The organism is Pseudoalteromonas sp. B62, assembly GCF_037162565.1.
In the GTDB taxonomy this organism is placed as follows: Bacteria; Pseudomonadota; Gammaproteobacteria; order Enterobacterales; family Alteromonadaceae; genus Pseudoalteromonas; species Pseudoalteromonas fuliginea.
Genome location: NZ_JARLVB010000001.1, coordinates 207,678 through 231,962, shown reverse-complemented (window position 1 = coordinate 231,962; position 24,285 = coordinate 207,678). Strand labels below are relative to the sequence as shown.

General features: G+C 40.0%; 18 protein-coding genes. 16 read left to right on the top strand and 2 right to left on the bottom strand.

The features are described from left to right. Positions 1–88: 88 nt before the first annotated feature. From P4S71_RS00900 to P4S71_RS00890, 3 genes are all read left to right on the top strand, one after another. On the top strand, positions 89–1,045 hold the full coding sequence (locus P4S71_RS00900; protein WP_007375523.1) for a porin: 957 nt from the start codon (positions 89–91) through the stop codon (positions 1,043–1,045). 9 nt (positions 1,046–1,054) lie between these two features. Continuing rightward, positions 1,055–2,524 carry an SLC13 family permease gene (locus P4S71_RS00895; RefSeq protein ID WP_007375522.1) on the top strand — a complete coding sequence of 490 codons (1,470 nt, stop codon included), beginning with the start codon at positions 1,055–1,057 and terminating at the stop codon, positions 2,522–2,524. A 180-nt stretch (positions 2,525–2,704) separates the two neighbouring features. Next, positions 2,705–4,123 (top strand): coniferyl aldehyde dehydrogenase, encoded by a 1,419-nt coding sequence (locus tag P4S71_RS00890; protein WP_096794507.1) that lies wholly within the window; start codon positions 2,705–2,707, stop codon positions 4,121–4,123. Positions 4,124–4,185: 62 nt separating this feature from the next. Here P4S71_RS00890 and P4S71_RS00885 read toward each other — a convergent pair whose 3' ends face one another. Beyond that, entirely contained in the window at positions 4,186–4,911 is a 726-nt protein-coding gene (locus P4S71_RS00885) for a tetratricopeptide repeat protein (RefSeq protein ID WP_007375520.1), read from the bottom strand. 595 nt (positions 4,912–5,506) lie between these two features. On the opposite strand from P4S71_RS00885, the gene P4S71_RS00880 reads away from it, so the two are divergent. The 8 genes from P4S71_RS00880 (at position 5,507) to P4S71_RS00845 (ending at position 13,522) form a co-directional block, all read left to right on the top strand. Next, a complete protein-coding gene (locus P4S71_RS00880; RefSeq protein WP_337149852.1) occupies positions 5,507–5,734 on the top strand; it encodes a hypothetical protein in 228 nt (75 codons plus the stop codon). Continuing rightward, positions 5,662–6,351, top strand: coding sequence for a DUF6279 family lipoprotein (locus tag P4S71_RS00875; RefSeq protein ID WP_337150159.1), 690 nt, complete (start codon positions 5,662–5,664; stop codon positions 6,349–6,351). The genes P4S71_RS00880 and P4S71_RS00875 overlap by 73 nt, the downstream gene beginning before the upstream one ends. 160 nt (positions 6,352–6,511) lie before the next feature. Then, positions 6,512–7,540 carry an XdhC family protein gene (locus tag P4S71_RS00870; RefSeq protein ID WP_096794508.1) on the top strand — a complete coding sequence of 343 codons (1,029 nt, stop codon included), beginning with the start codon at positions 6,512–6,514 and terminating at the stop codon, positions 7,538–7,540. Further along, positions 7,534–8,148: a nucleotidyltransferase family protein gene (locus P4S71_RS00865; protein WP_096794509.1), complete on the top strand. Its 615-nt coding sequence runs from the start codon at positions 7,534–7,536 to the stop codon at positions 8,146–8,148. The genes P4S71_RS00870 and P4S71_RS00865 overlap by 7 nt, the downstream gene beginning before the upstream one ends. A 102-nt stretch (positions 8,149–8,250) precedes the next feature. Then, positions 8,251–8,739 carry a (2Fe-2S)-binding protein gene (locus P4S71_RS00860; RefSeq protein WP_007375515.1) on the top strand — a complete coding sequence of 163 codons (489 nt, stop codon included), beginning with the start codon at positions 8,251–8,253 and terminating at the stop codon, positions 8,737–8,739. 68 nt (positions 8,740–8,807) lie between these two features. Then, complete coding sequence (locus P4S71_RS00855; protein WP_337149851.1) at positions 8,808–11,042, top strand: xanthine dehydrogenase family protein molybdopterin-binding subunit; 2,235 nt, start codon at positions 8,808–8,810, stop codon at positions 11,040–11,042. 95 nt (positions 11,043–11,137) lie between these two features. Beyond that, positions 11,138–12,109, top strand: coding sequence for a GTP 3',8-cyclase MoaA (moaA, locus tag P4S71_RS00850; RefSeq protein WP_007375513.1), 972 nt, complete (start codon positions 11,138–11,140; stop codon positions 12,107–12,109). Between the two features lie 414 nt (positions 12,110–12,523). Beyond that, positions 12,524–13,522, top strand: coding sequence for a GGDEF domain-containing protein (locus P4S71_RS00845; RefSeq protein WP_337149850.1), 999 nt, complete (start codon positions 12,524–12,526; stop codon positions 13,520–13,522). A 30-nt stretch (positions 13,523–13,552) separates the two neighbouring features. On the opposite strand, the gene P4S71_RS00840 is transcribed toward P4S71_RS00845, so the two are convergent. Next, the gene (locus P4S71_RS00840) at positions 13,553–14,491 is read right to left on the bottom strand and encodes a LysR family transcriptional regulator (RefSeq protein ID WP_007375510.1); all 939 of its coding nucleotides are present in this window, start codon (positions 14,489–14,491) and stop codon (positions 13,553–13,555) included. Between the two features lie 119 nt (positions 14,492–14,610). On the opposite strand from P4S71_RS00840, the gene P4S71_RS00835 reads away from it, so the two are divergent. The 5 genes from P4S71_RS00835 to P4S71_RS00815 all read left to right on the top strand — a co-directional run bounded on the left by P4S71_RS00835 (position 14,611) and on the right by P4S71_RS00815 (position 24,132). Then, positions 14,611–15,780, top strand: a complete 1,170-nt coding sequence (locus tag P4S71_RS00835) for an efflux RND transporter periplasmic adaptor subunit (RefSeq protein WP_096794513.1) — start codon at positions 14,611–14,613, stop codon at positions 15,778–15,780. A 9-nt stretch (positions 15,781–15,789) separates the two neighbouring features. Further along, on the top strand, positions 15,790–18,942 hold the full coding sequence (locus P4S71_RS00830) for an efflux RND transporter permease subunit (RefSeq protein ID WP_096794514.1): 3,153 nt from the start codon (positions 15,790–15,792) through the stop codon (positions 18,940–18,942). Beyond that, positions 18,935–20,347 (top strand): TolC family protein, encoded by a 1,413-nt coding sequence (locus P4S71_RS00825; protein ID WP_096794515.1) that lies wholly within the window; start codon positions 18,935–18,937, stop codon positions 20,345–20,347. Before P4S71_RS00830 ends, P4S71_RS00825 begins: the two co-directional genes overlap by 8 nt. Positions 20,348–20,357: 10 nt before the next feature. Next, entirely contained in the window at positions 20,358–21,386 is a 1,029-nt protein-coding gene (locus P4S71_RS00820) for a zinc-binding dehydrogenase (protein WP_096794516.1), read from the top strand. Positions 21,387–21,876: 490 nt separating this feature from the next. Continuing rightward, positions 21,877–24,132, top strand: a complete 2,256-nt coding sequence (locus P4S71_RS00815; RefSeq protein WP_337149849.1) for an acyl-CoA dehydrogenase — start codon at positions 21,877–21,879, stop codon at positions 24,130–24,132. Positions 24,133–24,285: the final 153 nt, after the last annotated feature.

The following is a 24,285-nucleotide window of genomic DNA, read 5'->3' as shown; positions in this document are numbered from 1 at the left end:
GGTTATGAAAAAAGGTTTTTATATCATTGGCAGTAAATTTGCCTTATTAGAGCTGACAATAAGTTGATTCTAATAATTAGGACGCACAATGATAAAAACAACACACCTATCTACTTTGCTTATACCCCTGAGTAGTTTAGCAATATTGCCCAGTATTACTTTAGCCGCTGATTATACCGTTTACGGTAAAGCAGAAGTTCAAATCGCAAATACCGACACTGGTATTATGCGCTACGCCAAAGAAGGTACGCAAATTGAAGCGCCTTTTTCTCGTATTGGTATAAAAGGTCAGCATAAATTAAATGAATACTTAAGTGCAGTTTTTAAATACGAAGTACAGGTGAAAGGCTTTGAAGAGGATGATACAGAAGAGCCGTTTACAGCACGTAATACTTATTTGGGTCTAAAAGGGGCGTTTGGTGAAATCGTTATAGGTAGAAACGATACGCGCTTTAAATACTCCGAAGGAAAATTAGATAACTTCAATGAAACCCAAGGTGATATGGCGCAGGTAATTGCTGGGCAAGATCGGCTTGGTGATACGCTTACATACACATCTCAATATTGGTCTAATGCTCAGTTTTCGTTTACCTATGCTCCAAAAGACGATAATAAAAATAACAAAGCAGGGTTTGCAGCGACGCTAATCTACGGTGACCGTAATTTAAATAATACACCTTATTACGTCTCATTAAGTAGGGTTGATTCTTTGAACAATATTACAGCTAGCCGAATCGTGGGCGTGTATAAATTTGAGAAATTACAGCTAGGTGCACTGTACCAACATTCGGAATCAGTTGATGAGACTAAGTCAGGCAACGGTTATGTATTAAGTGCAAGTTATACAATTGATAAATGGGTTCCAAAATTACAATTTGCTAAAGATGACTCTGCAATTCGTCAAGAGTCAAAAGCGATTCAGTGGAGTACTGGACTTGACTATGTTTTTGACAAGCAAACCACAGCGTATCTTTTGTATACCGATTTAGATCTCCAAGAAAATGCGGATAATAGTGTCGCACTTGGTCTCAAGTACAAATTTTAAGGGCAAATTATGACTCAGAAAATTATAAAAAACGAGCCAGTGAAAAATACATTAACGCAAAAAATTATATTATGGCTTGGCCCTGCTGTAATGCTATTAACGTGCTTGATAGACCCTCCTAGTGGTATGTCTGGTCTTGCATTTAAAACCGCAGGGTTAGCTTTTTGGATGGCATCGTGGTGGGTTAGTGAAGTTGTGCCAATACCTGCAACATCATTATTGCCACTTGTTATATCGCCGATTGCTGATATAGCACCTATAAAAAGTACCGCAGCGCCTTATGCGCACCCCTTAATATTTTTATTTTTAGGTGGTTTTTTGATCTCCATCGCGATGGAACGTTGGGGGCTACATAAACGGATCGCGTTAACGACGATGCTTTATGCGGGTAAAAAGCCGAGTTTACAGATTTTAGCTATGATGTTGGTGACAGCATTTTTATCTATGTGGATGTCAAATACTGCAACGACAGTAATGATGCTACCAATTGCACTTTCAATCATACACTTAGTGAGCGAATCAAACTCAGAGGATGATGGATTTGCTAAAGCACTTTTGTTATCTATTGCATATGGTGCGAGCATTGGAGGAATTGCAACACTAATAGGTACACCGCCGAATGCCTTAATGGCGGCCTATTTGTCAGAAAGCTATCAAATCGAAATAGGGTTTGGTCAATGGATGCTTGTTGGTGTTCCGTTAGCAATTGTTATGTTGATAGTATGTTGGGTTTGGCTCACAAAATTCAGCTACAAGGTTGATGAAAAAACAGAACATTTACACGACAGTAAATCTGTTTTTATAAAAGAACTGACGACCCTTGGTCCTTTGCAGCGTGCTGAAAAAGGGGTGTTTTATGTGTTTGTATTAGCCGCTCTTTGTTGGGTTTTTAGACCTTTACTCGCTGATTTTTCTGGACTTAAAATTTCAGATACAGCAATAGCAATAGCGGCTGCATTGTTATTATTTGTTTTACCAGCCAATAAAGGCAGTGATGAACGAATTTTAGATTGGGTGAGTGCATCGAAAGTACCATGGGGAGTACTATTATTATTTGGAGGAGGGTTATCACTCGCTTCGCAAATAAAATCATCTGGCTTAGCACAATACATTGCGCATTTAATTGAAGGTGCAAGCGCAATACCTCTGGTTATGGCTGTATTGGTGGTTGTTGCGTTAATTACATTTTTAACCGAAATAACCAGTAACACGGCTACTGCCGCTGGTTTTTTACCTCTTTTAGGCCCTGTTGCGGAGAGTATTTTCGGATCGCCTTTAGTTTGGGTTATTCCAGCAGCTATTGCATGTAGCTGTGCGTTTATGATGCCAGTGGCAACACCACCAAATGCAATTGTTTTTGGTTCGGGAAAAATACAAATACGAGATATGATAAAAGCAGGGTTTATGCTTAATATTATTGCGATAATTTTAATTACATTAGTGACGATGACTATTGCAGCAAAAGTATTTAATTTTTAAACAAACTTAAACTTAGCTTATAGCTATCTCGATATGAGTCGTTTTGCTTATCATCTCAGTGCTGGGCAAAACGACTCTTAATGCTTACTTGTTTGGCTATTATAGCTAAATTAGTGTGATTGCTCGAAAAACAGTTCAGGGTTATTATCTGCAGTAACTTTGAAAATTGAGTAACCTACTTTGACCACTGACACTTCTAATACAGTTTCTTTAACCACACAGTTTGATGGGTTACAAGATGCCTTTCTAAGTACGCCTTATTTACCAATTAATAAACGTATTACGTTGCTAAAAAATCTCCGATTACGAATTGTTGAACTTGAAGAAGAGCTTGTAGATGCAGTTTCAAAAGATTTTGGCTACCGAACGGCATTTGACACTTTACTTGGCGACATTCTGCCTACAGTACAAACACTTGCGCATATAATAAAAAAATTGCCTAACTGGTCTAAACCAAGTAATCGTGCGGTAGGTTTAAGTTTATGGCCTTCAAAAGTCAGTGTAACTTATCAGCCTAAAGGGGTTGTTGGCGTTATTGCACCGTGGAATTACCCTATTCAATTAGCCATAGTACCTGTTGTAACAGCGATTGCCGCAGGTAATAGAGTGATGTTAAAACTGAGCGAATTTACACCACACACAAATGTGGTACTTGAAAAATTATTTAGCGACGAAATACAAGAGCACTGCAAAGTAATTCAGGGCGGCAGTGAGGTTGCAAGTGAGTTTTCATCGTTGCCATTTGCTCACTTATTGTTTACGGGCTCAACTGCGGTGGGTAAATTGGTGATGGCCTCAGCGAGTCATAACTTAACACCAGTAACACTTGAACTTGGGGGGAAGTCACCCGTTGTTATTACCGAGCAGGCTGATATTAAAAAAGCAGCGCAAACGTTACTATTTGGGAAAATGGCTAACGCTGGGCAAATATGTGTCGCACCCGATTATGTATTGGTACCACAAGCACTTGAGCATCAGCTCATTCAGCAATTATGTGAGCTTTATAAAAAGCATTTTAAAGAGGGTGTTGAAGGTAAAAACTTAACATCGATTATTAGCGATGCACATTACAAGCGTTTAACGGGTTATTTAGCGCAAGCACAAGAACTCGGTGCAACGATTGTAAAACCGCTTGAGCAAAACCAGCAAGATGCAGAAAAACACCGCATGGGGCTGCACATTGTTACACAGGTAAGCGATGAAATGCAGCTCATGCAGGATGAATTATTTGGCCCTATATTACCAATAATGAGTTATAACAAACTTGACGATGCTATTGATTACATTAAACAACATCACCATCCATTAGCACTTTATATTTTAGGGCAAGATAAACCAGCTCAAGACTATATTATTAAGCAAACACTCAGCGGTACAGTTGCTGTTAATGACACGCTAGTGCAAGTTACAGCGGATGATGTACCATTTGGTGGTGTTGGGCACTCAGGTATGGGGCATTACCATGGTAAAGAAGGATTTTTAACCTTTAGCCATGCTAAAAATACGCTAGTTTCAGGTTCATTTAATCCGCGAGTTGGTATGTTACTCAAGCAAAGTAACGTGCTTATAAAGCTTTTAAAGTGGCTTTATATTAAGTAGGTGTGGCTTCAGATGAAAAAAGCTGAACTATGGTAATAGTTCAGCTTTAGTGAATATAAAGATTAGAACAATCGGCCTTCACCTGCATATGTACCAGCTAAAATTTTGGTATAAATAGCGTCCGCTTTTTCTTTAGCTTCCTCAACTTCTTTAGGTAGCATTTTTCGTTCATCGAGCTTTCGGCTATGGCTTGCTTGCATATTACCGTTGTATTCAGCAATAGTATTCCAAATGTATGACTTTTCTAAGTCTTTTGGCATGCCTAAACCTTCAAAATACATGAGTGCTAAGTTAAATTGCGCTAGTGAGTAATTATTAGCGGCTGCTTTTTCGTACCATTTTTTTGCAAGTTCAAAATCGTGGCTAACGCCATCACCATTCGCGTACATAACACCAAGATTAAACTGCGCAGCGGGTAAATTTTTATTGGCTGCTTTTTCAAATAAGTTTAACGCCATTTGTTTATCTAACTTAACGCCCTTGCCTTCATCATATAACACCGCTAATGCAAACATAGAGTCTACATGGTTTTTCTTAACACCTTCTTGATAAAGTTGAGCGGCTTTACGGTAATCGCGAATTACACCGTAACCCCCTTCATATAACTTCGCGAGTTCATATATTCCAGGTGCATAACCTTTATCAGCAAGGTATTCAAACTCTTTCAGGGCTTCTTCAAAGTAACCTTCATTAGCTGCTTTAATGCCATCTTCGAGCCCTGCATGGGCAAAAGGGCTTGTAAGCAACACGCTAGCAAGTATTAAAGTTTTTAAATTAAACTGTGACATATTCATGTCTCCAATTAGTAATCGTTGCAATATGTATTAGTCAAACGTCATTTTATTACAAATTAATGCGCTAAATAGACTGTTGTAACGTTTAAATGTGAGTGCAAAAAGAAGTGTCTACTGTTATGTTTTACGCCAGCTTTTATATAAACGCAAGATACAGTGCTTCTAGTTTGGCTGAATATGTAATGTATAGTTCAAAACAGAGTTTTTTTGCATGAAGTAAATTTATAAGTGGTGTGTAAGATACAGATATTGCAGAAAATTTAAAGAAATAAAAAAAGCCCGTTAGGGCTTTTTTGAGTCATATCAACCGTCACTAATATGAGCAATGTAGCAAGTAATTGTGATCTTGAGTGCTGATTACTTGGGTCGAGTAAGTAGCAAACACGAAGCGGCACAGTCTTCTTAATTAAATATCAGCATCCTTGCTGTAACTTCTTCCTTAGGCACTGAGGTCGTTACACTGTGTTTATGCGAACGATTATCACTTGCAATAGAATGCAAGTCAATAGTAAATGATAATTATTATCAAATGAATTTATTTAATAACAATATAAGTTAAAAAAGGAATGGGATGCTAAACAACACTAAAATGAAAAAATTCAAACATGTAGGCGTCGCTATTAGCATGTTGTTTTTATGCAGTTGCTCTGCCTCATTTACTTATAATAATTTAAGCTGGCTTTCATCGTTTTGGGTTGATGATTATGTTGATTTAAATAAACAACAAAACAAGCAACTAAAAAAATTATCGAAACAACACAGCATTGGCATAGGTCAACGCAGTTACCAGCATACAAACAAGATATACAAAATATAAAAACCTTGTTTAACGAAGGTTTAAAACCCGTTCAGCTTAAAGAACACGTTGTTTTTGCAAAAAAACATTGGCGAAATTTACTTGAATTCGCTTATTTGCCTTTGGCTGAATTAGGTGAAAATTTAACGCCTTTACAGCGCAAAACATTCATAAATAATATTCAAGAAAAAATTGATGAAGAACGCGATGAACTTAACGAGCAAACTTTTATAGCACGTAAAAAAGATCGTTTAGAAGAACAATTAGAATATTACGAGCAATGGCTCGGAAAACTTAATGCTGAGCAAAAAATACTAATTAAACTGACCAACGATAAACATCAGGACTCAAGTGAGCTGTGGCTCGAATACAAACAACAGCGTTTAAATGCTGCTAAGCAAGTATTTGAAAGTGAAAATTTAACGCAATCTGAGTTTATTGAGCAATTAAGCACGGTTATAAAAGAACGTGAATTATATATGAGCCCAGAGCTGCTTAAAATTAATGATGAAAACCTTAGTTTATATGTAAATTTATTAAATGAGTTAAATACCACTTTAAGTGATAAACAACGCGAAAATGTAAATGAACGTTTTGATGAGCTAATCGACACATTGGATGATATTATTGAGGGCTAAAACATTAATAATCAATCACTTTGCTATAAAAGTGTTACATAAGGTTACGGCAAAGTAAGGTTGCTGTTCAATTTTTGTAGTTGTTTAAACGAATCTAAAAATTGTCACGTAAAGTGGCAGTAATCATCGGCACACACGATGATTTTTAAGGTAAAAGTGTATGGTTACTGATTTAAAAAATATATTAAATAGCTGGGAGCCTCTCAAAGATAAACAAGAGTGGGTTTTAGCCACTTTGTATCAAATAGAAGGTTCTAGTTATCGTAAGCTAGGCGCAATGATGCTTATTTCGAGTTTAGGGCAGCGTTTAGGTATGCTCTCTGGTGGTTGCCTAGAGGCTGACATACAGCGACATGCTAAGCAAGTAATGAGCACGTTAACTAGTAAAACGATAAGTTACGATGCAACAGATGAAGATGATTTAACATTTCAGTTAGGTATTGGATGTGGCGGTATAGTGCATATTTTACTTCAGCCAATTCATAAGGCTAACGAGTATTTGCAGCTTGAACATATGAGAAAAGCACTTAACGACAATATAGCGGGGCACTACCTTCAACAAGTGAACCCTATTATACCTAGTGGCTGTGGGGAATTTGCTCTAAACGCAGAGCAACAAGGTTTATCAATTAATCGAAAAGCTCAACTGATTGAAATTAATGATGCAACGTTTTTAGATATTTCTATTTACCCTGCGCCTCATATACTTATTGTAGGAGGTGGGGCAGACGCGGTGCCTGTTTATACACTTGCTAAACAACTTGGTTGGAGTGTAACCGTATGGGATACGCGTCCAGCAAATGCTAAAAGGCAGTACTTTACAAATGCTGATGCTATTTTACGTTCTAAGCCAAATCAATTACGTGAGTATTGTATAGAAAACAAAGTGGATGCCGCTGTTTTAATGGCCCACAGTGTTGAGCTTGATGCTAGTGTGCTTTGCGTACTCGCTGATATAGCATTTAAATACATAGGTTTACTTGGCCCTAAACATAGACGTGCGCAAGTGCTAACGCAGGCGAATACTTCGCTAGAGAAAGTAAAGTCACCTGTATTTGGTCCTGTAGGCTTAAATCTAGGCGGCGACTCACCAGAGAGCATTGCACTTTCACTCATTAGCGAAATACACGCCGTGTTTTCAAATAAAAATGCCACCTCATTGAGTAACTGGGGAAATGAAAAGTGTTAATCGCTAAGGTGATATTAGCGGCGGGGCAGTCATCACGGTTCAATGGTTGTAAGTTAACTGCCGATATTGGCGCAGGCCAAACGATGATTGAACGTGCGGTTGATGTTATACAAGCACTTGATAGCTCACCTGTATTTGTCGTCACTGGTGCATGGCATAAAGAAGTAAAAAACACGCTCGAAAATAATAAAAATATTAAGCTGATTGAAAATAAAAAATGGGATAAAGGTTTAGGTGATTCTATTGCGACAGCCACAAAAGCTATTTTAAAAAATCAGCAGCCAGATGGTATTTTATTTATGCTTGCTGATCAGGTTGAGCTTACTACAGAACATTTGAGTGAATTAGTTGCAAATTTTAAAAAGCATCCTGCTCGTTGGTGTGCTAATTACGGCGAGCGTTTAGGCGTGCCTGCGATATTTCCTAACGTTGATCTATCGAAGCTTAGCGACTTAACTACAGATAAAGGTGCGCAGCATCTACTGCGTTGCAATGATGAAGAAGTTAATACTGTTAATTTAAAATGTGCGAGTTTGGATATAGACACTGAAGCGCAACTCCATGAGTTTATAGAAAAACGCTGTAAAGTATTTTCACGGCAAAAGTAATGAGTAAGGTCAGTAATTACATTTTTTAATAGTTATAGTAACTCTTTAAGCTATACGAATAACTTAAAGAGTTACTATAAAAGCTTAATCAAGGGGCAAGCTATGGTGACGTTTACAATTAATGGCAAGGTGATTGAATCACACGCAAGTGAAGATACACCGTTGTTATGGGTTATTCGTGATGAAATTGGACTAAAAGGGACAAAATTTGGTTGTGGTATTGGGATGTGTGGTGCGTGTACTGTGCACTTAGATGGACAAGCTACGCGTTCGTGCTTGTTGCCTGTAGGCGCTATTGCGGGCAAAAAAATTACTACCATCGAAGGATTAAATAACGAACACCCACTGCAAAAGGCATGGGTTGACGAACAAGTCCCACAATGTGGTTACTGCCAATCGGGCCAGATAATGCAAGCAGCTACATTACTGGCAACGAACCCAAATCCCTCTGAAGACGAAATAGCCAACTATATGAACGGCAACTATTGCCGTTGTATGGCATACAAACGCATTAAAACAGCGATTCAACGAGCGGCTGATGAGTCACAAAGTGTTGTCAATATTTTTGATCCAAACGCACAAGACGCTTAACTGGAGCTAATAATGAAAAAATTATTTCAAAAAATAGTGAAACCGTTAATTTAAACCGCCGTTCGTTCATGATTGGTACTGCAAGCGCAGGTTTGGTTATGGCGTTTGCTCCAGCATTTTTTTCGGGCTCGCTAAGCGCTAAAGAATCAATAGCTCAGCAAGCATTCTCTCCTACAATTTGGTGGACAATGAACACCGAAGGTGGCGTCGAAGTAAGCATTGCAAAGGCTGAAATGGGTCAACATATAGGCACTGCATTAGCGCGTATAGTTGCAGATGAGCTGGAATGTGATTGGGAAAAAGTATCAATTACGTATGTAGATACCCATGAAAAATGGGGTTATATGGTAACTGGCGGTTCGTGGTCGGTTTTTCAAAGCTTTAAACCACTCTCCCAAGCAGGTGCCGCTGGTAGAATTGCGCTAATAGAAGCAGGCGCAAAAATGTTGGGTGTGGCTGTGGATACATGCCACGCTGAAAAAGGGTATATAATCTCTGGCGATAAATCTGTTAGTTATGCTGATTTAGTTAAAAAAGATGAGTTTAATCGTACTTTTACAAGTGAAGAAGTTGCTACTTTACCACTAAAACCTGCCAATAAACGCCATTTAACAGGGCTTAAACAAGATTTTAAAGCGCTTGATATACCAGCTAAAACCAATGGTACTGCTGTGTATGGTATTGACGTAGAAGTTGAGGGGATGCTCTATGCTCGTCCAGTAATTCCGCCAACACGGTTTGGCAGTAAAGTGATAAGTGTTGATGACACAGCAGCAAAAGCTATTAAAGGGTACAAAGGTTATGAGATTTTAACCGACCCAAGTAATACGGTAGAAGGGTGGGTTGTTGTACTTGCTGATAACTACCCCAGTGCCATTAAAGCGGTTGATGTACTAAAGGTTAAGTATAAAAAAGGTAACGCAGCAAACGTAACTGAGTCTGATATTCAAAAAGAGGGTATACGTTTGTGTGAGCAAACCGATTCAGGCACTTTATTTGTTGATGAAGGCAATATTAAGAAAACGCAAAACGATGCCAAAGAATTACTTGAATCAATGTATACCACAGCGACCGCTAGCCATTACCAATTAGAGCCTTTAAATGCCCTTGCTCAGTATAAAGATGGAAATTGGATTATCCATACCGGTAATCAATGGCAGTCGCTAACACTACCTGCGATAGCTAAAGCACTTGAAGTAGCGCAAGAGAAAGTCATTATTCGCCCTTATTATTTAGGTGGTGGCTTTGGTCGTAGATTATTTGGTGATTGGACTGTACCCGCAGCCCTTACAGCTAAAGCAGTAGGCAAACCTGTAAAACTTGTATTTACTCGCGCTGATGACAGCTTATTTGACCAATCACGCTCAGCTTCTGTTGCAAAAATGACGGCATCGTTTGATAAAAACGGCGTTTTCACGGGCTTAGAACATGCTTTTGCTGCGGGTTGGCCAACCAAGGCAATGGCACCGGGGTTTTTATCCCCAGGTGTTGATGGAAAAGGCAAGTTTGACGCGTTTTCTGCATCGGGTGCCGATCATTGGTATAGCATGAACAGCCATCGCGCAAGAGCCATTAATAATGAGCTTGTACAAAGCACATTCATTCCAGGATGGTTACGCTCGGTTGGGCCTGGTTGGATTGCGTGGAGCCTTGAATCGTTCATTGACGAGGTTGCACACAAACAGGGGAAAGATCCTGTTGCTTTTCGCCTTGAAATGCTAGATGCAAAAGGCAAGCAAGCAGGTAAAGCACCAGAGAGTATCGGCGGGGCAGCACGCTTGCATAACGTACTTACAAAAGTATCTGAAAAAGTAGCCAATATTAAGTTAGGTGAAAGTGAAGGTATCGGCTTTTCAGCGAGCTCAGGGCAAGAACGTACAATGCCTGCATGGATTGCTACAGCGGCACATGTGCATGTAAATCGTGGTAATGGAAAAATTACCCTTAAAAAGCTGTATATTGTTGTTGATGCAGGTTTAATAGTTCATCCTGATGGCGCGTTAGCGCAATTAGAGGGGTCTGCACTTTGGGGAACGAGCCTTGCGTTGCATGAATCAAATACGTATCAAAACGGACAGGTTTCAGCGACCAACTTTAATACTTACTTACCACTTAGAATGAAAGATGTACCGGATATGGATATTGAATTTATAAAAAGTGACGAGTTTCCGGTTGGTTTAGGTGAGCCGGGCGTTATTGGTATCGCCCCCGCGATTGGTAATGCCGTGTTTAATGCGGTTGGCGTTCGTTTACGAAACCTACCTATGAAACCAGATGAGCTTAAAAAGGGCTTGTCAACATAAAACAGTAAAAGCAGTATATGTGTAAGAGGTTTGTATTTTAATGCGACCTCTTTAACATGTAATAAATATACTTAAGTTATACCCAAGGTTTAGTTATGTTAGTCGATCCAGCAGGACGAGAATTTAGTTACTTACGTTTATCAATTACCGACGTGTGTAATTTTAAGTGTGTTTATTGTTTACCAAATGGTTATCAATGTGACCACGACCGAGACTTTCTTTCGCTTAACGAAATAAGTAATACAATTAAAGCATTTGCTCATCATGGTATTAAAAAGGTACGTATTACCGGCGGGGAGCCAACGCTTCGAAAAGACTTTATAGATGTCATCCGCGCAGCAAAAGACACAACCGGTATAAGTCAAATCGCCGCGACCACAAATGGTTTTTCTTTACAAAAAAACATTAATGATTGGGTAAATGCCGGCTTAAGTGCCATTAATGTGAGTATTGATAGCTTTGATCCACGTATGTTCAACTCAATTACAGGGCACGATAAATTTGCGTCTGTGATGCGTGGTATAGATGCAGCGGTTGATAGCGGTATTTCGTCAGTAAAAATAAATAGTGTACTGATGAGACAATATAACGCCTCAGAGCTAGACACCTTTTTAAGTTGGCTTAAACACCGACCTGTCACTATTCGTTTTATTGAATTGATGCAGACAAACGATAATAAAGATTTTTTTGATGCAAACCATCTCTCAGGTGAATCAATAAAAACCAAGTTATTGCAAAAAGGGTGGCAACGTATCATTCAAGGTGCTTCAGCGGGCCCCGCGCAAGAGTTTTCGCACCCAGATTATCAAGGCAATATTGGCTTAATAATGCCCTATAGCAACGACTTTTGTAGTACCTGCAATAGATTAAGGGTGTCTTCGTTAGGTAATTTACATTTGTGTTTATTCTCTGAAGAGGGCATCTCTCTAAGAGAGCATATGAACAGCGATTCAAACGAAGCGTTAATCGCATTGTTATCGCGCTATATTAAAACTAAAAAGCCATCTCACTTATTGCAACAAGGTAATACGGGTATTACGACTAATTTATCGATGTTGGGTGGCTAGCTGATTTTTAAGTATAAATAAGCCCGCAGCAATAAAGTGTTTTTTTATTACTATGGAAGGGCGATTTAATCGCAGGGTGAAGTTTGCGAATTTGGTAACAGTTTCTGCGTTACTTTCCTTGTTACATCTATGTATGCAACAAGGAATAAATGGCTCTTAGGATGAGCCAACTGGCAGCGCGTGTTTGGTATTTATGTTGCGGTATCGCCTATTGATGGGGAATAACCACACTACATAGGCTCTGCCTTGCCTGAAAACCAAACACACTGCTGCAAATTCACCCACCAAAGGTCAACACGCCCTAGCTTAACTTATTAAAAACAGTACTAATACTCAGAATTTTATATTTGTAAAGCTTGTTATCTCTATTTTTCACGTTAAACTGGATTTTTATTTCATTATTAAGTTTTATGAATGGATATCGCAGCTCTTAATAGTACTAAAGTTCTGAGATGGAATGTACTTAGGTGGATGTGCTTCTGCTTTGGCAGCTTATCTGCAATCTTTTCTGCCTTTAATTTAACAGTAAACAACTTTTATACACTTGGTTATTTAGAAATATGTTTTTCTTTATATTGTTTGTACACTTTTATTCGCTTAGGTAAACAACCGCTTCAAGCTTGGCAATCGATTGTAATGTGCGCGCTTATTACATTAATAGTGGTGTTTGGAACTTACATAGCAACGCCTAAAAATGGTGTATTCATTTGGTCATTTGCGCTCCCCATTTTGTATTATCTTCTGCTTGGTAAATACGCAGGGGTAATTTTATCAGCGTCCTTACTTAGTCTGCAAAGTATTATCTTATTCGAAAAGTCGCCATTGCTCCCCTTTACCACATTTAATCTAAGCTTAAATTTATCACTCACGTATATAAGTATATGGGCAGTGTCACATATTTTTGAAGTGAGTAGGGCACATTCTTCTAAACGATTAAAAAACTTAGCATTACTTGATCCATTAACAGGAGCAGGCAATCGACTTTCAATGAGCCATTATTTTGAAGTGGAACTACAAGATAAATCTCAACTTTTTTTGTTTTTATTAGATTTAGATTTTTTCAAACAAGTGAATGATAAATATGGTCACGATGTCGGCGATAAAGTACTCGTAGAAATTGCTGCATTGTTAAGAGTGACTCTCGCTAAAGGGTATGTATTTAGAGTCGGAGGCGAGGAGTTTGCACTTCTTAGCTCATTCAAAAACGCTGATGATGCATTTGCCGCTGCAGAAAAACTAAGATCGATAGTTGAAACCACTAATATAGACATCGACGGTAAAGTGATTAATTTAACCATCAGTATTGGGGTAACTGAATACAAAAACGGTCAAACTCTTCTTGAGTTTGTGAACTCAGCAGATAAAGAACTCTATAAAGCAAAACGCCTTGGGCGCAATAAAGTATATGGTTAACGTATTGAAGAAAACTCTACTCAACTTGGTTTAATACATTTGTTCAAAGTTAGGAATGCCATTTTCCCAAATTGGTTTATCTTTTCCTAAGTACTCTCGGACCGCATCAAAAAACAATCGCGTTCGCACAGGTAAGTCACGATGTGGGTACACAGCATACATAGCACTGTATTCCATCAATTTTATATCCGTTAAGAGCGGAATTAATTTACCTTCGGTGATTTCATTGCCAATTATAAATGCGGGTGCTACAAAATAGGCCGTGCCTGAAATTGCTTTCATTAGGAGTACTTCCGCATCGTTTGCACGATATACGCTCTTTATTTTTTGCTCACAAGGCTCACCTTTACTATTGTAGTAATCGACTCCTTCAACCCTTATAGAATTGCTAGCATAGCTTGCTGCGGGCAAATCGGCTAAATCTTCCATTGTTTTAGGCATCCCATAAGTCTCTATAAACTCAGGTGCTGCGACAATTAATAGTCGGTTACGCGCAATTTTACGAGCAATAAGCGATGAATCTTTTGGCTCGCCAACTCTAAATGCTAAATCAAAGCCTTCGGACACAATATCAACGAGCCTATCATCTAAACGAAGTTCTACCTCAACCTGAGGAAAGCGTTTTTGAAAATTATTCAGTACCGGTTGCAAGTAACGGCGTCCGATCAAGGTTGATGATGTGATTTTTAATACGCCTCGGGGCTCTAAATGGTAGTTTTCAGCCATGCGCACTGTTTCACCAAGCAGCTCTCTTAGCTCAGCGGCTTTTTTTATCATTTCTGCGCCTGCAGCAGTGAGTGAAAATGAGCGAGTCGTGCGATTAAGTAGCCTAACGCCGAGCTCGTCTTCTAAGCGACTAATTTGCTTAGAAATAACAGAACGGTCAATGTTACGAATTTCAGCCGCTTTGGCAAAAGAGCCTTGTTCTACCACCTCAAGCAACATCAAAAGCCGACTTGTCGTATCCATTATTACATCCTAATTAATTTATTGATGCCATTTTGGCACTAATGAATTTAAAAATCTATGCTTTTTGTCCGCAAGCTTAATACGTACTATGCAACACTAATTATAAAAGGAGCGTCTTCATGAAAAAACATTTAATTGCTGCTGCACTCGCTGGCGCATTATTAACACTTGCGGGTTGTGCTGACGAAAGCACACCACCTTCAGCTCAGGCGCAACATCTTCAACCAATTGATGTTGCAACGGTACTTGTTAAACCAGTACAGAATTGGCACACCTATACAACGCGTTTAGAGTCTCCTCAAGAAGTGGCATTAATGCCGCGTGTGTCAGGTGTTATTGATCACATTGCATTTAATGAAGGCGACAATGTTAAAAAGGGCGACCTATTATTTAAGTTAGATGACCGCCCATTTGCGGCTGTGGTAGCAAGCCTTGAAGCACAAATTAACAGTGCACAAGCTGCATTAGAACAAGCAAAAAGTGAAGCTAAACGCGCGGTACGTTTAACACAGCGTAAAGCAATCTCTACTGAGCAGGCTGAATCTCGTACATCTGTTTTACGCCAACGTGAAGCACAGCTTGTTGCTTTGCAAGCACAGCTTACATCAGCCGAACTAGATTTAGAATTCACTTCAATTGTATCGCCAATTGATGGTGTTATTTCGCGTGCAAACATTACTAGAGGTAATAATATTATTGCGGGTCAAAGTGTATTAACAAGCATTGTTTCTAACGAAAAAATGTATGCATACTTTGATATTGATGAACGCACTTGGAATAGTGCTTTTAGTAATGTAACAGCCGCTAGCCGCCAGCCTGTTGTTATGCAAAAAGTAGGGCAACACGACTTTGCATACAAAGGGTATATCAACTTTATTGATAACCAAATTAATGCCTCTACGGGTACTTTGCGTGTGCGCGCTGTATTTGACGAAGATAATAACCAACTTCGTTCAGGGTCATTTGCGCGTATTAAATTAGCGGCTAATTCAATTAGTGAACAAATTATTGTGCCAGACAGAGCAATCGGCACTGATTTAAAAAATCGCTTTGTATTAACCGTTGGCGAAAACAACGTATTGCAGTACAAATTAGTCACTGTGGGTGAGCGTTATGGTTCGCTTCGCGCAGTAACATCGGGTTTGTCTGAAGGTGATGTGATTGCCGTAAATGGTCCTGCTCGCGTAGGCCCTGGTATGCCAATTGCACCAAACACAGTGACAATAGACAGCAGTGATGTTGCATTCACACTCTCTAATGACGAATCACGCTTAGTGGCTAAGCAATAAGGTTTATTGATGAAATTTTCACACTTTTTTATTCAACGGCCGATATTTGCGGCTATGTTGTCTTTAGTTATTTTAATTGCAGGTGGCATTTCTTTATTTCAGCTACCGGTAAGTGAATATCCAGAAGTTGTTCCACCAACAGTAGTTGTAACAGCAAGTTACCCCGGTGCTAACCCAACGGTTATTGCTCAAACAGTGGCAACACCACTGGAGCAAGAAATAAACGGCACTGAAAACATGTTGTACATGTTTTCACAAGCAACCAGCGATGGGCGTATGACCCTAACGGTAACATTTGCATTGGGTACCGATTTAGACCGTGCTCAAGTACAAGTACAAAACCGTGTAAACAGTGCATTGCCGCGTTTGCCAGAAGAAGTACAACGTTTAGGCGTGGTAGCCGAAAAGTCATCACCGGATCTAACCATGGTGGTGCATTTATATTCGCCAGAAAAAACACACGATACCGCGTATTTATCTAACTATGCCGATTTGTATGTTAAAGACGAAATTGCACGACTACCTGGTGTAGGCGACATTCGCTTATTTGGTCCGGGCAAATACTCAATGCGGGTATGGTTAAACCCAGATGCATTAGCAGCACGTGAGCTAACAGCAACCGATGTTGTAACTGCGCTTCGTTCGCAAAACCAACAAGTGGCCGCAGGTAGCTTAGGTGCTCAGCCGGTATCAAACGACAGCCAATTCCAAATACTATTAAACGTGAAAGGGCGTTTAAATAGTATTGAAGAGTTTGAACAAGTAATTATTAAAGTAGGCGATGAAGGTCAGTTAACACGTTTATCTGATATTGCACGTGTTGAATTAGGGCAAAATACTTACTCACTGCGCGCAGAGTTAGACACTCAACCAGCGCTCGCAATGCCTATATATCAGCGCCCAGGTTCTAATGCTATTGAGCTTTCGGATCAAGTGCGCGAAACCATGGCGCGTTTATCAAAAGATTTTCCAGAAGGGGTTAAATACGACATTGTTTACGATCCTACTGTATTTGTACGCGGCTCGATTGACGCAGTAATTGCAACGTTACTTGAAGCCATTGTACTGGTTGTAATTGTAGTTATTGTATTTTTACAAACATGGCGTGCGTCTATTATCCCGCTTATTGCTGTGCCTATTTCACTTATTGGTACGTTTGCTGTTATGCAGTGGTTGGGTGTGTCGATTAATACCTTATCGTTATTTGGCTTAGTACTTGCCATCGGTATTGTTGTAGATGATGCGATTGTAGTTGTAGAAAACGTTGAGCGTAATATAGAGCAAGGTTTATCACCACTTGAAGCCACCCGCGTTGCTATGAACGAAGTAACCGGCCCTATTATTGCTATTGCATTGGTATTAAGTGCAGTATTTATTCCAACCGCCTTTATTACGGGTTTGTCTGGTCAGTTTTATAAGCAATTTGCACTTACAATTACAATTTCGACTATTATCTCAGCGTTTAATTCATTAACACTTTCACCTGCATTAGCAGCGCTGTTATTAAAATCGCACGATGCAAAACCAGATGCATTTACACGTTTACTAAATAAATTATTTGGTCGTTGGTTATTTAAACCATTCAACCGCATATTTGACCGTGGCGCAAAGGGCTACGAAAAATTGGTTAAAAAGCTAATTCGTCTAAGCCTAATTGCTATGGTGGCCTATGTTGCACTGGTTGGCGGTACAATTAAACTGTTTGATACCGTACCTGGTGGCTTTATTCCACAACAAGATAAGCAATACTTAGTGGCGATTGCTCAGTTACCAGACGCAGCAAGCCTTGACCGCACTGAAGATGTATTAAGACAAATGCAGCAAATTGCCTTAGATGTTCCGGGTGTTGCGCATACGGTTGCTTTTCCTGGTTTGTCGGTAAATGGTTTTACCAATAGCCCTAACAGCGGTATTGTTTTTACACCTTTAGATGCGTTTGAAGACCGCGCCGATCCAAGTAAATCTGCAATGGCTATTGCCGCGCAGCTAAACCAACGGTTTGCCGCAATTGATGAAGCATTTGTCGCGGTATTCCCACCACCGCCAATTCAAGGTTTAGGCACAACAGGTGGCTTTAAGTTGCAAATTGAAGACCGATCAAACAAAGGATTCGAAGCGTTATTTAATAGCCTGCAAACGGTTATTGGTAAAGCACAGCAAGATCCTGCGTTAATGGGGCTTTACTCAAGTTTTCGTATTCAAGTACCACAAATGGATATAGATGTAGACCGCGAACAAGCACTAATTCAGGGTATTCCACTTGATGAAGTATTTAATGCATTACAAATTTACTTGGGTTCGGTGTATGTAAATGACTTTAACTTGTTTGGTCGTACGTACCAGGTAAATGCGCAAGCAGATGCTGATTACCGTTTAGACCCTGACCAAATCCTTAATTTAAAAGTGAGAAACCGCGCGGGTAACATGGTGCCATTAGGTTCAGTATTAACGGTTACACCAACAATTGGTCCTGACCGTGTAATGCATTACAACGGCTACCCAAGTGCAGAACTTAACGGCAGCCCAGCGCCGGGTTACAGCTCAGATCAAGCACAGCTGGCGATTGAAGCAATCCTTGCTGATAACTTGCCAAGTGGTATTGAATACGAGTGGACTGAGGTTACTTACCAACAAGTACTTGCGGGTAATACCATGGTGTATGTATTCCCACTGGTAGTGCTACTGGTATTTATGGTACTTGCTGCTCAGTATGAAAGCTTGCGTTTACCATTGGCTATTATTTTAATCGTGCCAATGACCATATTTTCAGCGTTACTTGGTGTGTGGTTTGTAGGTTCAGACAACAATATATTTACGCAAATAGCATTAATCGTATTAGTTGCCTTGGCATCCAAAAATGCGATTCTTATGATTGAATTTGCGAAAGATCAAAATGAGACTGGATTATCACATTTTGATGCCATATTAGCGGCGTGTCGTATGCGCCTGCGCCCAATATTAATGACCTCAATTGCGTTTACAGCTGGTGTTATACCGCTTGTATTGGCAACCGGCGCAGGAGCCGAAATGCGCCATGCAATGGGTAATGCCGTGTTCTCAGGCATGATTGGTGTAACCGTGTTTGGCTTATTGTTTACACCGGTATTTTATATGCTTGTAGTAAATAAAAAAGAAAAAGCGCAGGAGTTACCACATGAATAAGTTAGCAAATAAAACGCTAAAAACACGCTTAACAATAAGTACTGTATTGGTGGCTGCGTTTTTATCAGGCTGTGCGAGCAAAATAGATACGCTCAGTGAGCAAAACGCAATTAATGAGTTTGTTGCAAAAGCAGCCGTTGCTGAGCAGCTTACTGGCGCTGACGAAACAAGCTGGTGGAAAGGGCTTGAATCAAGCCAATTGAATCAGCTGGTAACTCAGGCACTTGCAAATAACTACGATTTAAAAACTAGCCAATTAACGCTTAAAAGTGCGCTCGCACGATTAGGTGAGCAAAAAGCACAATACCTGCCGCAAGGTGGTGCTGAAATTAGTGCTCAGCGCAGTGGCCTAGGCGATGTAAATAGCCGCCAATCAACTGCTAATTTAGCGCTCGACTGGCAACTTGATTTGTTTGGGCGCATTACAGCATTGGTTGATGCGGCAAATGCATCGGCTATGAGCCAAGCAGAGCAAGTACGTTTACTTCAGATTGAAGTAGTCTCGTCGGTTGTTAAAGGGTTTGTAAGCTATCAGGGTAATGTTGAAAAACAACACATTGTAGCGCTGCAAATAGAAGCGCTTGAACAAAGCATAGACGTACTACAAGCTCGCGTTGATGAAGGTGTTGCAAGCGAACTTGATTTAAATCGTACTATGGCGCAGCTTAGACAGCAGCAAGCACTTGTTCCTGCTTTTGAATATGCAAAATATCGCGACCTGTCAACGCTTGCCGTGCTTACTGGGCGTTTAACGCAAAACGTTGAATTAAGTAATGAACAAGCTATTTTAGAGCATGAGTTTAAGGTGTCTCTTAATGAGCCAAATAATGCAATTGCGCTAAGACCCGATATTAGTCGTGCGCTTTATGACTTTAGCCAAGCTAACAGTTTAAGTGTTGCCGCAAGCAAAGCGTTATTGCCAGATATAAGTTTAAGTGGTTTTGCTGGAGTACTTAGTTTAGGTAGTAATGGCTTTAGTGATACACAACAACAGTGGCAAGTAGCGCCGCAGTTACAGTGGTCTATTTTAAGTTATCCTGCGCTTTTAGCGCAGCGTGACGCGCAGCAGTTTTTAAGTGAGGCCGCTTACAGCGATTATCAACAAGTGGTGTTAAGTGCACTAAGTGAAAGTGAACTTTCACTGCAATTGTTGGTCAATCAAGCACAGCAAAAACGCTTTGCCGATGAGCGTTATGACTTTGCTAATAAAGCATTTTTACAAGCACAGGCAATGTACGAAGAAGGGCAAATTCCTTATCTTGAGTTGTTAGATGCGCGTCAGGATGTTTTAATAGCGCAAGAGAACGCTGTCGATTCAAAAATTTCATCGCTACTCGCTAAAGTTAATGCCTATCAGTCATTTAACGGGCGATGGAGTTATGCTTTAAGCAACACTAAGAAGTAGAGTTATATTGATGCCTAATACTGATGTTACACATGAATACACTATACCGCACACTATGCGCGCTATTGTATTACCAGAGCCAAACGAAGAAATTAGCTTGGCTGACGTTCAATTGCCTGTCCCAGAGTGTGCAGACAACGAATTGCTTATTAAAGTTGAATACGTTGGCTTAAATCCTGTTGATGGGCAATTTGCCAAATCGGGTTTTTGTAATTGGCAATACCCCCATGTTTTAGGTCTTGACGCCGTGGGAGTGGTGGTAAAAGCAAATAAAGGCGTTTTTCCTAGCGTGGGTGAGCGGGTCATGTGGCATGCCAGTGTGGGTGGTCAAGGTGTATTGAGTGAATACACAAAAGTACCTAACTACGCAGTATCGGTATTACCAGTAGGGTTAAGCCCTGCGGTGGCCGCTATTTTGCCTTGTGCCGGTATGGCTGCACTTATAAGCATAGACAAATTAAGTATTAACGAAGGCGACACTGTACTTATCGAAGGTGGTGCGGGGGCCGTAGGGCAGTTTGCTATTCAGTATGCTAAGCAGCGGGGGGCAAACGTTTTTGCAACTGCATCGAAAAGAAACCATAAACTGGTTAAGCAGTTAGGTGCTGAGGTGGTTTTTGATTACAACGATAAAAAGTTGTGTGACAAAATTCGCAGAGAGCTCGGCCCACAAGGTTTTGATGCCGTTATAGATACAATTGGTGGTGAGTCAACAGCTCGTAATATTGAGTTAATGCGTTTTTGCGGCAAAATTGCATGCCTAAATCCATTGCCATGCTTTGATCAGGACCTAATGTATCGCAGAGCGCCCAATATTAGCGTGGTATCGCTTGGTGGTGCATGGCTTGCTAATAGTTTATGTGCACAACAGCGTTTAAGCTTTATGGGTAACTTATTGCTAGAAGGCGCGTGTAATGGCGATATTAAAACGCCTGCACTCACCGCAGTTGAGTTTAATGCACAGGCTGTGTCTGATGCGCTTAATAAGCAATTAGCGGGTGGCTTTACGGGTAAACAAGTTGTTCATGTAGCACCATAAGCATACGTCACTTTAAAAAACGCAGCATTTTATGCTGCGTTTTTTTATGCCTATTTTATGTATTTTGCATCCCACCAAATCGTATTTTTATTTATTAACCTGAACTCTGGTTAAGAGGTTTACTAACATATTGAATCATGGTGATATTTAAATTTATTTTCTCTAGCCAGAGATTTTCAATGAAAACAAGGCGAATTTACGCGTCAATAGCTGGCCTATTGCAAGTAAATTCAACGCAGTTAGCACTGAAAATAGCTGCTAGAGATAGATTTATTATCCAGAGTTCAGGTTTATTAGCTGTTTTATTCGTCATTTTAATAAAAACAGTTATTTTCAGCGTACAACTGTAAGCCTTTGTGTTTCAACAGTTTACGTTCAGGTAAAGAAAATAAATTGAAAAAACTGTTAATTAATTGAATAGAGTAATTGATCTAAACGATTTTTTATGACGTAATGTAGGTATTATTTAGCTGGTCGGATGAGTTCAATCATGAGTTTACGTACAAAACTAAAAAAAGTATTACCAAGTATTTCTATCACAGAACAAGAAGCGCTAGACGCGGGTGATGTATGGCTTGAAGGGTCTATCTATCAAGGTAAACCTGATTTCAGCGCATTGCGCGACGTACCTGCAGCTACATTAAGCGCAGACGAGCAAGCATTCTTAGACGGTCCAGTAAAAGAACTACTGGGCATGATTGACGATTCAGTGATTCAAAACGGCATTCATTTACCAAATGACATCTTAGAATTTTTGAAGAAAGAGCGTTTTTTCTCGCTTATCATTCCTAAGTCGTTTGGTGGTTTAGAGTTTAGCCCTTATGCAAACTCAACCATTGTTGGCACAATTGCGACTAAAAGTTCAGCAGTTGCGGTAACCGTCATGGTTCCAAACTCGTTAGGCCCAGGTGAGTTACTACTTCACTTTGGTACGCAAGAACAGCAAGCACATTACCTACCACGCCTAGCAAATGGTACAGATATTCCATGTTTTGCATTAACAAGCCCAGAAGCGGGTTCTGATGCAGGCGGTATTCCTGATGTTGGTAAAGTAACTAAAGGTATGTACAACGGCGAAGAAGTGCTTGGTTTAGAAATTACTTGGGACAAGCGCTACATTACACTAGCACCTATTGCTACCGTACTTGGTTTAGCATTTAAAGTAGTTGACCCTGATGGTTTATTAGGTGGTAAAGAAAACTTAGGTATTACCTGTGCACTTATTCCAAAAGAGCACCCAGGTGTTGAGCTTGGTAATCGCCACGACCCTATGGGTATTCGTTTTTACAACGGTACTACACGTGGTAACAAAGTATTTGTACCAATGGATTTTGTTATTGGCGGGCAAAAAAACATCGGCCGTGGTTGGCAAATGCTGGTTAGCTGTTTAGGTGCCGGCCGTGGTATTTCATTACCTGCGCTAGGTGTGAGTACAGCACAAGTTGCATTTAAATCAGCGTCTGAATACGCAGCAGTGCGTGAACAGTTTGGTTTAGCGATTGGCCAATTTGAAGGTATTCAAGAAAAACTAGCTGACATTGCAGGTAAAACATACCTACAAGAAGCAATGCGTGTACTTACAACTGAAGGCTTAGGCATGGGCTTAAAACCATCAGTAGTAACCGCAATCGCTAAATACCACATGACAGAGCTTGGTCGCGACGTACTTGATTCAGCAATGGATATTCAAGCAGGTAAAGCGATTCAAAACGGTCCACAAAATACCTTAGCAAGTGGTTATGTTGCACAACCGATTGCCATTACGGTAGAAGGCGCGAACATTCTTACTCGTAACCTGATGATTTTTGGTCAAGGTGTTATGCGTTGTCACCCATATTTACAATCTATGGTTGAGTCAATTCATAGCGAAGACAAAGGCGCAGATAAAGAATTTAACGGTATTTTACGTAAAACAATTGGCTACAGCACAGCAAACAGCTTACGTGCTTTCCGCCTTGGTGTTTTACCATTTACAGCAAGTGCAAACTCTGAATTACCAGAAGTACGCGACTACGAAAAAGCAGTACATAAGTTATCTGCAAAACTTGCAGTGTACGCAGACTTTTCGTTACTTGTACTTGGCGGTAAGTTAAAACAAGCAGAAATGCTATCGGCACGTTTAGGCGATGTAATGAGCTTCTTATATGCAGCTATGGCATCAATTAAATATTACGAGCAAAAAGTATCAAGTAGTGACCGTGAGCAAGCAGCGCCGTATTTCCATTACGCGACGCGTTTTGCACTACAAAGTGCTGAAGAAGCATTGCATAAGTTTTTAGATAACTTCCCTGCAAGTGGTACACGTAAGTTTATTCGTTTTATTACAATGAACTACTCAACTAAAATGCCAAAAATTAGCGATGATTTAATCCGCGATCTAGCTAAGCAAGCTCAGCTAGATACCGCATTTAAAGCGCAAATTACGCATTTAGTTAAGCCAGTTGAGGGCGATGGTCATCATATTAATGAGCAAGCTTACAAAGCTAAAATGGCATCACTTGGCGAGCTGGCTAAAGTTAAAAAAGCACTACGTGCTAAAGTAATTAAACCAGGTGCACGTTTTAACATTACGCTTGATAACGCACTAGCGGCGAACGTAATTACCCAAGCTGAACACGTTCAGTTAATTGATTACAACATCAAACGTGAAAAAGCGATTCGTGTAGATGAGTTCGATTTTGATATGAACATACTAGACGATAACGCACAGCCGATTAACCCGCTTAAAAGCGTAGTTAATCAGTAAAATTAAATTCAATGATGCAAAGCGCCCGCAGTATCGGCGCTTTTATTCTTGAGTAAAAAATTAGTGTGGAGCCCCGCTTGTGTAAAAACAAGCGGGGCTTTTTTATGTGTTTTTTAAAGTAGAAATAGATAGCGGTATTGGTCTTAAAGCGAA